The following is a 14,715-nucleotide window of genomic DNA, read 5'->3' as shown; positions in this document are numbered from 1 at the left end:
TCAAAAATGGTTGTCCAATTAAATATCTTTATCTAGAGAAAGGAATCACAAATAGCAACAAAGGACTGACCTGTCCAATTGTGAAGTTCCCTTGTCGAAGCATTTTTAAAAGGCTCAACCCCTTAACTCTGAGTACACTTAAAATAATGCCTAACATTAAAAATATCATAAGGATTATTCTTCTAACCATTTTTCACCTCTTTTTATTTTACTGGATTTTTGGCAATGTTAAAAATTTGGAATAAATAAATACTAGCAACATAAAGAAATTTCCTATAATGGGGATGAGGAAGAGGACGGTCCTATAAGCAAAAGAATCAGAAGCAATTGCTCAATTAGTATCTTATCAAATATAAATGTGTAAAATTCGCCAACTTAATAAGGTAAAAGGGATTAGAAAATATCTATTATCTTTAAACCTGAACGCATACATATTCGCAATATATAGATAAATTTCTATCTATCCAAATATCCAACGCATATCAGCACCAAAAATCATTGTATCAATATGAGGTCTTGTTGGAACAGAAATATCAATTTTCTATTTGCGGTAAGGTAAAAATAAGAAGTTTAATATCTATATTATTGTTGGAAATTTTTAAAATTTAAGGGTAGTTTATTCTCTCACTTTATGAATCTTACCAAATAAGTTTCTATTTAAATAGATGGATATTTAACCTTTTGCCTTCTTAGTGAGTATCTCCCAATTAAAATCTACTTCTCTTTGGATTATTTCTATCTCTTTTTCAGTTAGATGGGAGAAACGACCTTGGAGTTTTAGGTATTCTTTAACAGGTATATTTTTGGGTTGGTAATTTATCACATATTTTACACCATCAAAAACTTCGTATAATGGAAAGACCTTACAATCAACTGCTAATTGGGAGATTGTTATCATCAATTCCGGTGCCATTCGCCAACCTGTTGGGCAAGGTGCAAATATATGGATAAAGGCTGTTCCTTTTGCTTCTTTTGCCTTTTTAAATTTTACTATTAAATCATCAGGAAAACCGATAGAAGCGGTGGCAACATAAGGTATCCGATGGGCGGCAATAATTTCACTAATATTTTTCTTTCTCTCTTTCTTAAAATTCTCTCTTGGTGTCGTTGTTGTCCAAGCTCCATAAGGAGTTGCCGAAGAACGTTGGATTCCGGTATTCATATAGGCTTCATTATCATAACAGGCATAGATAATTTTATCATTTCTCTCGCAGGCAGCCGATAATGCCTGAATTCCAATATCTAATGTTCCACCATCACCAGCAAATGCCAATACTTCAATATCAGTTTTTCCTTTTATATCTAATGCTGCCCTTATACCACTGGCAACAACCGCTGCTGTTTCAAAGGCGGTATGATAAACTGGAACCTTTAAACAATGTAAAGGAAAGGGACCATCAATAATTGACCAGCAACAGGCAGGAATAACAACAATTGTATTCTTACCTAATGCCTTTAATGCCAAGCGCATCGCATAAGCACCGCCACAACCCGGACAAGCCAAATGTCCCTGGTTCATATATTCTTGAGTGTAATTAGCAAACTGCCACCTCATAATCTCACCCCCCGAAAATATACCATTTCTTCGGGATAATCAGCTTTGTAAGCAAAATCAATAATCTCCCTAATGTCATCGGGAACAACATCTCTACCGCCTAAACCAATCACAAAACCGAATATCATTGGCTTTCTTATCTCATTATATAAAATTGATTTAATCTCTTGACAAAATATTCCTGAATGCCCAAAACTAATATTTCTATCAATAACCGCCACCCTTTCGGCTTTTGTTAAAATCTCCTTTATTTGAGGAATAGGTGAAGGTCTAAAAAGTCTGATTTTCAAAAGTCCAACTCTTTTTCCTTTGCTCCGCTCTTCATCAATAACTTGTCTGGCTGTACCGGTAATTGTTCCGGAAGTGACTAAAATAAGTTTGGCATCTTCACACTGATAACTTTCCACTAAACCATATTTTCTACCAAATATCTGATAAAACTCATTATCCACCTCTTCGCTAACCTTCAATGCCTTTCTATGGGCTTCTTCAATTTTATATCTAATTTCATAATAATGGTCAGGTGAAGTAAGTCCACCAAAGGCTCTTGGGTCATTTATATCTAAGAAATATTTTGGCTTATAAGGTGGTAAAAACTTATCCACATCTTCTTGGTAAGGAATATCTACCGGCTCAGAGGTATGGGATAAAACAAAAGCATCCAAAACAAGCATTACCGGAATGAGACAAGTTTCAGCAATCTTAAACGCTTGAATTGTGGTATCTAATACTTCTTGATTAGATTCACAATAAAATTGGACAAAACCAACATCCCTTTGGGAAAGGGAATCATTTTGATCCGTCCAAACTGACCAGCCTGGTCCCATCGCCCGATTAACATTGGCTAACACAATTGGTAACCTTCCACCCACTGCCCAATGAAGCATTTCGTGCATCAAAGCCAAACCATGAGCAGAGGTAGCAGTAAAAGTTCGACAACCAGCAGCAGCAGCACCAACACAGGCAGCCATTGCAGAATGTTCACTTTCTACTTTAATAAACTTTGCTTTTAGAAGACCACTGGCACAGAACTCTGATAATAGTTCAACAATCTGAGTTTGTGGAGTTATCGGATAGGCAGCAATCACTTCTGCTCTTGATAATAGTACCCCATAAGAAACTGCGTGATTACCAGTTACTACCTTCTTTTTACCATAAATCAAACCCTCTTTCATTTCTCCTCCTCAAAGAACATACTTATCACATTTCTTGGACACTCATGGGCGCAGACACCACAACCTTTGCAATAATCATACAATATCTCATACTCACCATTTTTCTTTAATATTGCTAAATCTGGACAGAAAACATAGCAATTATCACAGTTATTACACACACCACAGGAAAAACATCTACCGGCTTCGTATTTAATATCTTGGTCGCTAAGAGTAGCAATAATCTCTTTAAAATTTCTTTTTCTTTTATTTACTGGCAATTTACTTTCTTCGATTCTTTTCTGTTTTTCAAAATAGTAAGTATTAAGATTTTCGTAATCAACTAGATTAAAAATTTCTTTTGGTGGTAATTCATAATTTTTTAAATAATGAAGAATAAAAGCAGCAGCCCTCCGACCATAAGCAATTGCTTCAACAACCGTTTTGGGACCTGTTACACAATCGCCACCAGCAAATACCTTTTCAATATTTGTTTTACCAAACTCATCGGCAAGAATTGTTCTTTTACTAATTATTTCTTTAGGTAAAATATTTAAATCAACTCTTTCGCCGATCGCTTTAATTATTGTGTCACATTTGATAACAAAGTTAGAATCTTTTATGGGTATTGGCTTTCTCCTTCCGGTCTCATCTACCTCCTCGCTTAATTTCATTTTTACACATTCTAACCCTTTTACCTTTCCTTTTTTATCTTTAATCACTCTCACTGGTGCGGTCAAAAAAATAATCTCTATTCCTTCTTTTATTGCCTCTTCAACTTCTTCTTTTACTGCCGGCATTTCTTCTTTCGTTCGGCGATAGAGAATTTTTACTTTCGCTCCCTTTCTCAATGCCGTACGGGCACAATCAATTGCGGTATTACCACCACCAATAACTAACACATTTTTGCCAAAATCTTTAATTTTCCTTTTAAGATTTATTGTTTTAAGAAATTCCAATCCCATTAAAACACCTTTTGCTTCTTCATTAGGCACTCCTAATTCTTGTTCAATTTGAGCACCAATCGCCAAGAAAACTGCATCGTATTCCTTTGTCAAATCATCCAAAGAAAAATCTTTTCCCAGTTCTTTTCCGAAAATAAATTTTGCTCCCCTTTTTATAAGTTTTTCAACCTCTCTTTTTACAATCTCTTTGGGCAAACGATAACTAGGGATACCATAAAAAAGAATGCCGCCAGGATATTCTTCTCTTTCCAAAATTGTCACCTTTACGCCATTAGAAAGAAGGTAATAGGCACAACTAAGGCCACTTGGGCCACTGCCAATTATTGCTACTTTTTTATCATTGGTTAGTTTCTCGATCCTTCTTTTAGGCTCAACAAAATTTAATCCATAATCGCCAATAAATCTTTCAATAGTGTGGATAGCGATACTCTCATCAAACTTTCCCCGATTACAACCGGTTTCACAAGGATGATAACAAACGCGGCCGGTGATAGAAGGAAAAGGATTTTTTTCTAAAATCGTGAGATAAGCTTCTTCGAATTCTCCCTTTAAAGAAAGGGCAATATATTTTTGGATATTTTCATTCGCTGGACAATAGTAATTACAAGGAGGCGTCTTAGAAAGATATTTAGGATAAAAAGTTCGCCAAGTACCGGTCTTATTAATTAAAGTTGTTTCCCAACTAATCGCTAATTCTGGATAATCTTTAACTCTCAAATCTAACTTTTTCATAGGCCTCCCGACAGGCTAAAATATTTTCTTCTTGTTTAACATCTACATATTCCTTAATACTTTCTAAAACACTATCTAAACTAACAAAAGGATGAATTCTTACAAAAGCACCGAGCATTGCCGTATTAACAATCGGTGCGGCTTTTGTCCCCAAACGATATTTTAAAGCAATTTGAGTAGCATCACAAACCGCCACTTTGTAATTAGGAAAAGAAAAAAAAGAAATTTCTTTATTAGTATTAATCAAAATTGTCCCATTAGGTTTTAGACCATCGGTCACATTTATCTGGTTTAACAAAACCGGATCTAAAATGATAATATGGTCAGGATGATAAACTTTATAACGGATAACTATCGGTTTCTTGTCAAACCTTAAAAATGCTTGAACGGGTGCTCCTCTTCTTTCAACACCAAATTCCGGAAAGGTTTGACAATAATAACCTTCTTTAAAAAGGGCGGATGCTAAAATTTCCGAAGCAATAACGGCTCCTTGTCCGCCCCGACCATGAAACCGTATTTCCACCATTTAACCTCCCTACCATTTATAAACCATTCCTGCCCAAGTAAAACCAGTACCAAAGGCACTCATTAAGATCAAATCACCATCTTTTATCTTTCCCGTTCGATAAGCCTCATCTAAAGCAACAGGAATAGTGGCTGCTGACATATTACCATATTTATGTAAAACAATAAAAGTCTTTTCATCAGGGATTTTTGTTCTTTCATTGGTTGCTTTTATTATTCGCATATTTGCTTGATGGGGAATAAAAAGTTTAATATCATCAATAGAAACATTGGCATCTTTTAACGCCTTTTCGGCTGCCTTACCCATCCAAATTACTGCGTGTTTAAAAACTTCTCTTCCTTTCATATGAACATAATGAAGTTTCTCTTTAACCGTTTTTTCTGATGCCGGTAATCGAGTACCGCCAGCCGGTTGATAGAGAAGCTCGGCTAAATTACCATCGGCTCCTAAATTAGCCGACAAAATCCCTGATTCACCATTACTTTCAACAATCACACAAGCACCAGCACCGTCACCAAATAAAACACAAGTTGCTCGGTCTTCCCAATTGACAACTTTTGACATTACTTCGCCACCACATACCAATACCTTTTTGGCAATTTTTGTTTCAATCAAAGTGCCCGCAAGTAAAAAGGCATATAAAAAACCGGAACAACCAGCACTCACATCAAAAGCACCCTGTCCTTTTATTTTCAATCTTTTTTGAAGCCAACAGGCAGTAGAAGGATAAACAGTATCAGGAGTAGAAGTGGCCACGATAATTAAATCTATTTCTTCTGGTCTCATTCCAGCCATTTCTAATGCCTTTATTGCTGCTTCGTAACACAAATCGGAAGTAGCCTGATCTTCCCGAGCGATTCTTCTTTCTTTTATTCCCGTTCGCTCGGTAATCCATTCGTCACTCGTGTCAACCATTTTTTCTAAATCAAAATTATTAATGATCTTTTCTGGCAAATAAGAGCCAGTGCCAACAATTTTTATTTTAATCATAAAATTTCAATTAAATAATAATAAAAAAGTTTTAAAAATCAATGAAATAGTCATTACTCAAAAGATGGATATTGCCAATATTTACTATTTTTAATCCGTAATCCAAAGCAATCTTCTTCGCTATTTCCGCATGAGTTTTGGAAGTTTTTGGCAAATCATTTAGATAAAACATTGGATAATAAGCTAGAAAACTAATCGGAATTTCCCAATTCAATTTGCTAAGAAATTTCACAATCTCTTCAATTTCGCACTTATCCACATAACCCGGAACCAAAAGTACCGAAACAACCAAAAGAGGCGGTTCTTTTCTTTTGTTGAAAAATTGGGAAGCATATTCAATATTTTTTAAAGTATTCTTGTTAGAAGAACCAGTTAAGGTATAGTGAACTTCTGGAGAAAAGGCTTTTAAATCAACTTTAATTATTCCATCACTTTTTAAAGCAATGTCAACAATTTTCTTAAAAATTTGCAAATTTACTGAACCATTGGTTTCAAAACAGATTCGGCATTTCTGCTTTTCTAAAATTTTTTCGGATAGATTGATAATATAATAAATATTGGGTGTAGGATCGCCACCAAAATAACAGACACAAAAAACTCGGGAATTAATCTTTTCTAACATTTCAGAAATTGAGTATCTATTCTTTGGTGCCAATTTAAAATGCCAATTTTGACAATATAAACAGTTAAAGGTACAATGGCGGAAAAATACTGCCAAATTGTAATAACCTTTAGGAGCATTACAAGCAAAAGAAGCCACACAATTGGTCGGTAATGGGTCATAATAATAATCAAGATAACCAAAATCTTCGTTTCTTTTTATTCCTCTCTCATTTTTTATTAAGCCACAATAACCATAGCTGTTCTCTAAAATTTTACAATCATTGACACATTGACCACATTTTCTACCTTCTTCAAAATTTGGGACTTCCTCAGGCAAAGAAAAGGATTCTCTTAAATTCTTGTGAATTTCTTTTATCACCTCTTTTATTTCTTCAAAATTTTTTCGTAGACAGTTAACACAATAACCAATTTTTTGTGAAATAATTATTGACTCTTTATTACATAATTTACATTTTCCCATTATAAAATTATAATCTATCTTATTGACAAATCAATTTTTTTAAATTATACTTTTTTAAACTTAAAAGGAGGAGAAATGGCAAAGAAAGCAAAGAAAAAGGTAGTAAAAAAGACCGCTAAAAAAACCACTAAAAAAGTAGCAAAGAAAAAGGCTGAAACACCAAAAGGACCGATCTATACCTGCTCTGTCTGCGGTGCAGAAGTGATGGTTACCAAAGAATGTACGTGTTCACCCTGTGATTTAGTCTGCTGCGGACAACCAATGACCAAGAAAGAATAAAGTAATCAAATCTTCGATTTAAAAAGAACTTTATTATACCAAATTTTTTAACTAATGAAATTTGTTATAAAAAGTGAAATATTTTTCTAAATTTAAAAAAAAAGCAATTTTAATAAACATTAGAAGTTAGAGTTAGTTCTATAGTAAAGAGTTTATATTTTTTAAATGATTTTGATAAAAATTACTTAAAAAGAGATTGATTTTGAGTTAAACCATAAAACTAATATCCCAAATTGTTTATTCTCTTTATTATTTTTAAAAATTGAATTCTATACTATCTCCTATACGGTTCCTTATTTAAAAGAGAATAAAATCCACCTGTTTTATTAGCATAGAGTTTAGAAAATATTTGGAATTGAGAACTTATTTAACTATTAAATAAAAAATTTGCCTTACATTAAGCACCTTCTCCTTTATTAAACCTTTATTAACCACCATTATCTTCCTCTTATCCACTTGGTATCCACTATCTTTGCCCTTCTTTGATTTTCAAATAAATAATTTATCTTTCTCATATAATATACGTAAAAAACCTAAAAGGTTACCACTTTTTATAATTTATAATTCTCTTTTCTTGAATCTTACAGGTTATTTTATTATAATTTTTAATGGATTTGGAAAAATTTATTGAAGAGAATAATATAGAGTTCATTGATTTAAAATATGTTGACTTATTAGGAAATCTTCGCCATCTTACTTTACCAAGTAAAAAATTTAATTTTATTAAAGAAAAAGGAATTGGTATCGATGGTTCTTCGGTTATTGGTCTTGCTGATGATAAAAAAAGTGATTTAACATTAGTTCCTGACTTTTCTGAATATTTCATCGATGTTATTTATCAACATAAGACTCTTTCTTTATTCACTAATATTTTTTCAAAAAGTAAACCCTACCATAGAGACCCTCGTTTTATATTAAAAAAAGCCGAGGAGACATTTAAAAGAACTGTCGGTGTTGATAAAATTCTTTTTCGGACAGAATTAGAATTTTATCTCTTAGAAGAGGCAGATTTTAACTTTAATAAGTTAAATGGCTATTACCATTTTTCAACCGAAGAAAGAAAAGAAAGGAGTATAAGATTACCTTACGAAAAATCTTATCACGAAATACCGCCTTTTGATAAATATTATGAATTTCGACAGGAAATAGTTATTAAAGCAAAAGAAATAGGAATTGAGATTAAATATCACCATCACGAAAATGGCCAATTTGGCCAAGAAGAAATAGAAACAGAATTTTATGAACCTGTTAAGATTTGCGATAAGATATTAATTTTAAAATATTTAATCAGAAACTTAGCAAAAAGATATAACAAAATTGTAACTTTTATTCCTAAGTTATTTTATGATGAACCAGGTAACGGCTTACACTTTCATTTTCAAATATTAAAAAATGAAAGAAACATCCTGTTCAGAAAAGATAATAGTTTAAGTGATGAAGGAGATTATTTTATCAAAGGTATCTTTGCTCATTTAAAGGCAATATCGGCTTTTGCTAACCCTTCGCTTAATTCTTATCGTCGGCTTCTTTCTGGTTTTGAAGCACCTTCGATTTTAGATATCGGTTTAGGAAATCGAAATACGATTTTTCGAATTCCTGCTTATCTAGAAAGAGAAGATTTAACTATTGAATTTAGGTTACCTGATGCTCTGGCTAATCCTTATCTCCTATTAGCGAGTTTCCTTTTGGCTGGTTTAGAAGGGATTAAGAAAAAAGGCGATTATAAAAAGGAATTCCAACTATCTAAAAGTTTGGAAGAAAGTTTAACTGCCCTAAAAGAAGATAATGAGTTTTTACTAAAAGAAAATATTTTTAATAAAGAGGTTATTGAAGAATGGATTAAAATTAAAGAACAGGAATTAAAATTAATTAACAATTTTCCTCATCCTTTAGAATATTTACTATACTTTAACTTATGAAAGAAATTATTTATACTGATAAGGCGCCAAAACCTATCGGACCTTATTCCCAAGCAGTAAAACTTGGTAATCTTCTTTTCCTCTCAGGACAGATTGGCATTGACCCAAAAACTAATGAATTAGTTAAGGGTGGAATTGAAGAAGAGACAAAACAGATATTGGAAAATATTACAAATATTTTAAAATCTCAAAATGCCGATTTAACTAATATTTTAAAAGTGAATATCTATTTAAAAAATTTAGAAGATTTTAAAAAAGTTAATGAAATATATCAAGAATATTTCAAAGACCATTTTCCTGCCCGTACTACTATCGGTGGCGTTTTACTTCCGAAAAATGCCTTAATTGAAATTGATGTTATTGCTTACATTCCTTAATATTTTCTTTCTTAATCAAGATACGTTGATTAAAGAAGGTTTAAATTATGCTTACAATTTAGATTTTAAAAAAGCCGAATCTTGTTTTTATTACCTAAACAAATTAAACCCCAACAGTCCAACCGGTTATTTTTTCCAAAGTCTTTTACTCCAAGTGATTATGCTTGATAGTTTTAATGACCGATATAAAAACATTTATTACGAAAAAATTAAAAAAACTATTAATCTTGCTAAGAAAAGTTCTTCTGATTTCTATTTAGGTTCTGCCTATCTCTATTGGGCTCTTTTTGAAGGTTGGCGAAAAAATTATTGGCAATCTTATCTCTTGGGGATGGAAATCCCTAAATATCTTAATCGTGCCTTAGAAAAAGATAGAAATTTATTTGATTGTTATTTAGGTTTAGGACTTTATGAATATTTTAAATCAAAGGCAAATAAATATATCTTTTCTTTAAAACTTTTTGGTAATAAGGAAAAAGCATTAGAATATCTTAGACTTGCTCGGGATAGTTCTAAAATTTTAAAAGTCACTGCCCAATATGCTTATGCTTGGGTATTAATTGAAGAAAAGAGGTTTAACGAGGCTGAAATTATTTTAAAAGAACTTTCCAATAAATATCCTAATAATAAAATTTTCTTGAGATTACTAAGAGACTTGTATTATAAAAAAGGGGATTACCAAAAATGTTTAGACCTCTGTGAGAAATTAAGAACATTAGAAAAGAAAACAATCTTAGAAAACGAATTAATTACTGGGAAAGTTTATTACTTTTTAAAAGATTATAAAAAAGCAAAAGAATATTTTAACTTTATTATTGAAAACAAGGATAAGTTTAAAAGGCAGGTAAGATTTAAAGACCATTACGAAGAAACATTAAAATATTTTCGTAAGGTAAAATGGTACTAGTTGTTGGTATTGGTAACCGAGATCGAGGAGACGATGGAATCGGTTCTTTGATTGCTGAAAGGTTAATAAAAGAGGGTTTTGAAAATGTCTTAGATTGTGAAAGGACGCCAGAAAATTATCTTGCTAAAATAATTGAGAAAAAACCAGAAAAAATTATTTTCATTGATGCCTGCGATTTTGGGGGCAAAATTGGTGAGATAAAAGTCTTCCAGAAAGAAGAGTGGCAAAATTTTAAAAAATTCTCTCTTTCTACTCATACCTTACCAATACCTCTTCTCCTCTCTTTGATTGAGAAATTAATTAACTCCGAAATCTATCTCTTAGGAATCCAAGTAAAAGAGACTAATTTTTCCCAATCTTTAAGTAAAGAATTAAATAATCTTTTTGAGGAGATAGTAGAAAAAATTAAAATTATTTTAAAGGGAGGTTAAAATGTTTCTTTTATTATCATTATTAATCTTTTCTCAATACGGTTATTTAACCGTTTTAAGTGAAGAAGGAGATTTACCAGTATATTTAGATGGCGATTATTTAGGCAAAACACCAATTGTCAAAGAAAGGGTTAAACCCGGTAGATATACGATTAGTCTTTTTTCTGAAAACGAAATGGAAATCGCTTATGAAAAATTAAAAAGGGGGTCTCTTTTCCAAAAACTATCTTCTTTATGGGAATTAGCCAAATACTCCGGGGCCACCGAGAAAATTAGAGTTGCTCCAGATAGTATTACCGAAATCTTTCTTTCTAAGAAAAATGCTGAAAACACTAAAAAGAAGGCAAAAATCTATTTCTTTTCTTCAATATCCGGCATCTTCCTACTGGGACTAATTACTGGAATTTTAGTAGAATGATAAATAAATACCAGTGGATTATTAATAACTTAGAAAAAGATTGGGAAAAGATTGAAGAAGAAATTAACTTACCTCTTCCTATTATTAAAATTTTATGGCAAAGGGGTTATCAGAAAAAAGAAGAGATCGAAAATTTTTTAAACCCAAAGGCAAAGGATTTATTTTTACCTTCATTGCTACCAGATATTGAAAAAGGAGTAGAGAGAATCAAAGAAGCCGTTAAAAAGAAAGAAAGAATTTTAATTTTTGGTGATTACGATGTTGATGGTATTACTGCCACTGCGTTGTTATTTTCTACTTTAAAGAAAATTGGAGCCTCTGTAAATTTTTATATTCCTCATCGGGAAAAAGAAGGTTACGGACTTTCCGACACAGTAATTCTTTATGCGAAAAGTCATGGTTATAAAGTATTGATTACCGTTGACTGTGGCTCCAATGATCTTTCTTTACTCAAATTTGCTAAAAGATTAAAATTGGATGTGATTATCTGCGATCATCACGAAGTTCAACAGGAGGCCGATCAAGCCTTTGCTTTTATTAATCCAAAAAGAAAAGATAGCAAATATCCTTTTCGGGAATTGGCGGGTGTGGGAGTTGCCTTTAAATTAAGTTGGGCTCTTTTACAAACCTTTGATTTCAATAAAGAAGACCTAATTGAAAATCTTGATTTAGTTTGTTTAGGAACTATCTGTGATGTGGTGCCTTTAATTGGTGAAAATCGGATATTAGCAAGATTGGGAATTAATTACCTTAATAAAAGGAAAAGATTAGGGTTAAATTATCTGATTAGAGAGGTGGGTTTAAAAAATAAAGAGATTACTTCTTATGATATCAGTTTTATTATCGGACCAAGACTTAATGCCAGTGGTCGAATTACTCACGCCGAAAAGGCGGTTAGATTATTAATCACTGATAATGAAGAGGAGGCAAAAAATTTAGCGGAACAATTAGAAAAAGATAATAAGAAAAGACAATTGATTGAAGAGAAAATCCTAAAAGAAGCAAAAGAGATAATCAAAAAAGAAGAAAAGGATAAAAATCCAATAATTCTTTTAGGAAAAGAAGATTGGCACGAAGGGGTAATTGGTATTTGTGCTTCAAAGATTGTTGAGGAATTTTATAAACCAACTATTCTTTTTAGTCTTAAAGAAAATTATGCCAAAGGCTCAGGAAGGAGTACCCCTCATTTTCCACTTTTTGAAGTAGTGAAAGCCAATTCCCAATATTTATTGAAATTTGGTGGCCATAAATATGCCTGCGGTCTCCTTTTAAAGAAAAAAGAACTTAAAAACTTTGAAGAAAGCATTATAAATTATATAGAAAAAAATATTGATAAAGAAATCTATCAACGAAAATTATATATTGATTGCGAATTAAACTTAAACGAGATAAATTATGAATTATTAAATTATCTTAAAAAATTGGAACCTTTTGGAATTGAAAATCCAGCACCAGTTTTTTTAACAAGAAACTTAGAAGTGGTTGGTTTTCCAAGAGTAGTAGGTGATAGGCATTTAAAATTCAAGGTTCGTCAGAAAAAAGAAGAAAAAGAAGCCTGGGAAGTGCTGGCATTTAATGAGGCAAAAGCAATCTTAAAATTGGCGGTTGGCAAACAAGATTATTTAAATTTAGTTTATACTTTTGATGAAGATTCCTTTTTTGGCAAGAAAAAGATTGTTTTATATGTGAAAGATATGTTTATCAATGTGGCAGAAGATAAAAGTTGATAATCTTATTTTCTATCAATTTAATTATAAAAAGATTAATATCTATTTCTTTACCCGCCAAGGTGGTTATTCCCAAGATAATTACTTTTCCTTAAATCTTTCTTATGATGTGGGTGATGAGCCAACTTTGGTGAAAAAAAACTATCAAAAAGTAAAAGAGATTATTAAGGTAAAAGAGATTATCACTCTTAATCAAATCCACTCTAATAAGATTCTGGTTTTTGATGAGAATAAATTAAATGAAACGGGCGACGGAATTGTCACCCAAAAGAAAAATATTTTATTAGGAATCAAAGTTGCTGATTGTTTACCCGTTGCTCTTTTCTCCGAGGATTGCCAGGTTATTGGTATTTTTCATATTGGCTGGCAGGGATTTTACTTAAAAATCTGTGAAGAGATTATTAAATTTTTTAGGAATAATAAAAATAGAATCTATTTCTTACTTATGCCTTCTATTGAACAGAAATGTTATCCAGTTAATTTTTCTATCTATAAAAAATTCCGAGAAGTTTATGATAAAGATTTTTTAGAGAAGATCTTTCTTAAGCAAGCGGATAAATATTATTTAGATTTACGAAAGGGGGTAAGAGAAATTTTAAATAAATATTTTATTGAACTTCCTGGTTTAGAACTTTGTTCTTTTTGTGAAAAAGAAGAATTATATTCTTATCGGCGAGACAAAATTACTGGCAGGAATTTAGCCGGTATTCAAATTATTTCTTGAAATCCTTTCCTTTATAAAATCAATAACTTCTTTTCTTAATAAAGAATTTTTAGGTAAAAAGATATGTAATCCCCGAAAATTATCTAAATAAGTTTTATGTAAAAAAGGACTTAACACCAATCCATTTTTTGTATAAAGGAACTTTTTAAATTCATCCCATCTACGAAAATTTTCTATAAAAAACTTCTTTACCCTTATCCCCTCTTCATCTAAAAAATAAGATATTTTTAAAAAATAGTTATTTAAGGTGATAAAAAAGAGAACAAAGGCAAAAAGAAACCAAAAAAATCCCCAGAAGATAAGTAAAATGCCTAATAAAAAAATAAGAAAAATAGAGACAAAAATAGATTTCTTAATATTCTCCTTAAAAAGAAAAATTTCGTATTTAATTTTTTTCATTAAGGAATGGGCCCGGTAGGAATCGAACCTACGACCTGCTGATTATGAGTCAGCTGCTCTAACCTGCTGAGCTACGGGCCCTTTTATATTTAAATATAATAAAATTTTGAGAAATGTCAACATAAAAATTAATAGGCACCCCTTCTTTAAAAAATCTCAAAAGAGAATTAAAGGGGTGCCTATATCCTGATAATTACATTAAGATAAGTTTTCTTGTTGCTTTGTATTCTCCTGCCTCAAACTTTAAGAAATAAACTCCTTTCAAAAGCTTGTTGAGAGAAAAAGGAAATGAATAAATGCCTGGCTTCTGTTTTCTTACATAAACTTGCTCAACAACCTGCCCAGATAAATTGTAAATGATAATTGAAACATCACTTTCCTTGGATAAAGAATAGGAAATCAAAGTTCTCTTGATAAAGGGATTTGGTTTTGGTGGAAAAAGTTCTGTTTTTAATGGTAATTTTGGGGATAAAATATCTTCTTCTTTTATTCCAACCATCGCAGTATCAATTATCCAGAAACCAATCT

The 14,715-nt window shown here is 31.7% G+C and carries 16 protein-coding genes and 1 tRNA gene; 8 read left to right on the top strand and 9 right to left on the bottom strand.

Annotated features, from left to right (window positions below; all coding sequences use genetic code 11):
- Positions 1-673: 673 nt before the first annotated feature.
- Genes ABIK75_03805 through ABIK75_03780 form a run of 6 tightly spaced genes read right to left on the bottom strand, consistent with a single transcriptional unit; the run spans position 674 to position 7,006 of the window.
- Positions 674-1,555: a thiamine pyrophosphate-dependent enzyme gene (locus ABIK75_03805; protein ID MEO0090209.1), complete on the bottom strand. Its 882-nt coding sequence runs from the start codon at positions 1,553-1,555 to the stop codon at positions 674-676.
- Complete coding sequence (gene porA / locus ABIK75_03800; protein MEO0090208.1) at positions 1,552-2,730, bottom strand: pyruvate ferredoxin oxidoreductase; 1,179 nt, start codon at positions 2,728-2,730, stop codon at positions 1,552-1,554. The genes ABIK75_03805 and porA overlap by 4 nt, the downstream gene beginning before the upstream one ends.
- Entirely contained in the window at positions 2,727-4,406 is a 1,680-nt protein-coding gene (locus tag ABIK75_03795; GenBank protein ID MEO0090207.1) for an NAD(P)-binding protein, read from the bottom strand. The genes porA and ABIK75_03795 overlap by 4 nt, the downstream gene beginning before the upstream one ends.
- Positions 4,381-4,932, bottom strand: coding sequence for a 2-oxoacid:acceptor oxidoreductase family protein (locus ABIK75_03790; GenBank protein MEO0090206.1), 552 nt, complete (start codon positions 4,930-4,932; stop codon positions 4,381-4,383). The genes ABIK75_03795 and ABIK75_03790 overlap by 26 nt, the downstream gene beginning before the upstream one ends.
- A gap of 9 nt (positions 4,933-4,941) precedes the next feature.
- Positions 4,942-5,922 (bottom strand): beta-ketoacyl-ACP synthase III, encoded by a 981-nt coding sequence (locus ABIK75_03785; GenBank protein MEO0090205.1) that lies wholly within the window; start codon positions 5,920-5,922, stop codon positions 4,942-4,944.
- A gap of 31 nt (positions 5,923-5,953) precedes the next feature.
- On the bottom strand, positions 5,954-7,006 hold the full coding sequence (locus ABIK75_03780; protein ID MEO0090204.1) for a radical SAM protein: 1,053 nt from the start codon (positions 7,004-7,006) through the stop codon (positions 5,954-5,956).
- 75 nt (positions 7,007-7,081) lie between these two features.
- Between ABIK75_03780 and ABIK75_03775 the strand changes: the two genes are divergently transcribed.
- The 8 genes from ABIK75_03775 (at position 7,082) to pgeF (ending at position 13,788) form a co-directional block, all read left to right on the top strand.
- Positions 7,082-7,285 carry a hypothetical protein gene (locus ABIK75_03775; protein ID MEO0090203.1) on the top strand — a complete coding sequence of 68 codons (204 nt, stop codon included), beginning with the start codon at positions 7,082-7,084 and terminating at the stop codon, positions 7,283-7,285.
- Between the two features lie 608 nt (positions 7,286-7,893).
- The gene (locus ABIK75_03770; GenBank protein MEO0090202.1) at positions 7,894-9,204 is read left to right on the top strand and encodes a glutamine synthetase beta-grasp domain-containing protein; all 1,311 of its coding nucleotides are present in this window, start codon (positions 7,894-7,896) and stop codon (positions 9,202-9,204) included.
- Positions 9,201-9,581: a RidA family protein gene (locus tag ABIK75_03765; protein ID MEO0090201.1), complete on the top strand. Its 381-nt coding sequence runs from the start codon at positions 9,201-9,203 to the stop codon at positions 9,579-9,581. The genes ABIK75_03770 and ABIK75_03765 overlap by 4 nt, the downstream gene beginning before the upstream one ends.
- On the top strand, positions 9,565-10,488 hold the full coding sequence (locus ABIK75_03760) for a tetratricopeptide repeat protein (GenBank protein MEO0090200.1): 924 nt from the start codon (positions 9,565-9,567) through the stop codon (positions 10,486-10,488). The genes ABIK75_03765 and ABIK75_03760 overlap by 17 nt, the downstream gene beginning before the upstream one ends.
- Complete coding sequence (locus ABIK75_03755) at positions 10,479-10,919, top strand: hydrogenase maturation protease (protein MEO0090199.1); 441 nt, start codon at positions 10,479-10,481, stop codon at positions 10,917-10,919. The genes ABIK75_03760 and ABIK75_03755 overlap by 10 nt, the downstream gene beginning before the upstream one ends.
- Position 10,920: 1 nt before the next feature.
- Positions 10,921-11,337 carry a PEGA domain-containing protein gene (locus tag ABIK75_03750; protein MEO0090198.1) on the top strand — a complete coding sequence of 139 codons (417 nt, stop codon included), beginning with the start codon at positions 10,921-10,923 and terminating at the stop codon, positions 11,335-11,337.
- A complete protein-coding gene (gene recJ, locus ABIK75_03745) occupies positions 11,334-13,064 on the top strand; it encodes a single-stranded-DNA-specific exonuclease RecJ (protein ID MEO0090197.1) in 1,731 nt (576 codons plus the stop codon). Before ABIK75_03750 ends, recJ begins: the two co-directional genes overlap by 4 nt.
- Positions 13,042-13,788, top strand: a complete 747-nt coding sequence (pgeF, locus tag ABIK75_03740) for a peptidoglycan editing factor PgeF (protein ID MEO0090196.1) — start codon at positions 13,042-13,044, stop codon at positions 13,786-13,788. The genes recJ and pgeF overlap by 23 nt, the downstream gene beginning before the upstream one ends.
- Here pgeF and ABIK75_03735 read toward each other — a convergent pair.
- The 3 genes from ABIK75_03735 to ABIK75_03725 form a co-directional block, all read right to left on the bottom strand.
- Complete coding sequence (locus ABIK75_03735) at positions 13,762-14,187, bottom strand: hypothetical protein (protein MEO0090195.1); 426 nt, start codon at positions 14,185-14,187, stop codon at positions 13,762-13,764. The genes pgeF and ABIK75_03735 overlap by 27 nt on opposite strands.
- Before the next feature lie 7 nt (positions 14,188-14,194).
- Positions 14,195-14,268: transfer RNA gene (locus ABIK75_03730), tRNA-Ile, on the bottom strand.
- Between the two features lie 112 nt (positions 14,269-14,380).
- The coding region (locus tag ABIK75_03725) for a T9SS type A sorting domain-containing protein (GenBank protein ID MEO0090194.1) at positions 14,381-14,715 on the bottom strand (335 nt) is incomplete at its 5' end.

It is taken from the genome of candidate division WOR-3 bacterium (assembly GCA_039801725.1).
In the GTDB taxonomy this organism is placed as follows: Bacteria; Hydrothermota; Tepidihabitantia; order Tepidihabitantales; family DTDR01; genus DTDR01.
This window is presented reverse-complemented; position numbering and strand designations above follow the sequence as displayed.

Excerpts from the sequence above, each read along its gene's own strand:
- ABIK75_03775 (MEO0090203.1), top strand. The coding sequence starts at position 7,082 with ATGGCAAAGAAAGCAAAGAAAAAGGTAGTAAAAAAGACCGCTAAAAAA.
- ABIK75_03770 (MEO0090202.1), top strand. The coding sequence starts at position 7,894 with ATGGATTTGGAAAAATTTATTGAAGAGAATAATATAGAGTTCATTGAT.
- ABIK75_03790 (MEO0090206.1), bottom strand. The coding sequence starts at position 4,932 with ATGGTGGAAATACGGTTTCATGGTCGGGGCGGACAAGGAGCCGTTATT.
- ABIK75_03795 (MEO0090207.1), bottom strand. The coding sequence starts at position 4,406 with ATGAAAAAGTTAGATTTGAGAGTTAAAGATTATCCAGAATTAGCGATT.
- ABIK75_03785 (MEO0090205.1), bottom strand. The coding sequence starts at position 5,922 with ATGATTAAAATAAAAATTGTTGGCACTGGCTCTTATTTGCCAGAAAAG.
- ABIK75_03765 (MEO0090201.1), top strand. The coding sequence starts at position 9,201 with ATGAAAGAAATTATTTATACTGATAAGGCGCCAAAACCTATCGGACCT.
- ABIK75_03735 (MEO0090195.1), bottom strand. The coding sequence starts at position 14,187 with ATGAAAAAAATTAAATACGAAATTTTTCTTTTTAAGGAGAATATTAAG.
- recJ (MEO0090197.1), top strand. The coding sequence starts at position 11,334 with ATGATAAATAAATACCAGTGGATTATTAATAACTTAGAAAAAGATTGG.
- ABIK75_03780 (MEO0090204.1), bottom strand. The coding sequence starts at position 7,006 with ATGGGAAAATGTAAATTATGTAATAAAGAGTCAATAATTATTTCACAA.
- porA (MEO0090208.1), bottom strand. The coding sequence starts at position 2,730 with ATGAAAGAGGGTTTGATTTATGGTAAAAAGAAGGTAGTAACTGGTAAT.
- ABIK75_03805 (MEO0090209.1), bottom strand. The coding sequence starts at position 1,555 with ATGAGGTGGCAGTTTGCTAATTACACTCAAGAATATATGAACCAGGGA.
- ABIK75_03755 (MEO0090199.1), top strand. The coding sequence starts at position 10,479 with ATGGTACTAGTTGTTGGTATTGGTAACCGAGATCGAGGAGACGATGGA.
- ABIK75_03750 (MEO0090198.1), top strand. The coding sequence starts at position 10,921 with ATGTTTCTTTTATTATCATTATTAATCTTTTCTCAATACGGTTATTTA.
- pgeF (MEO0090196.1), top strand. The coding sequence starts at position 13,042 with ATGTGGCAGAAGATAAAAGTTGATAATCTTATTTTCTATCAATTTAAT.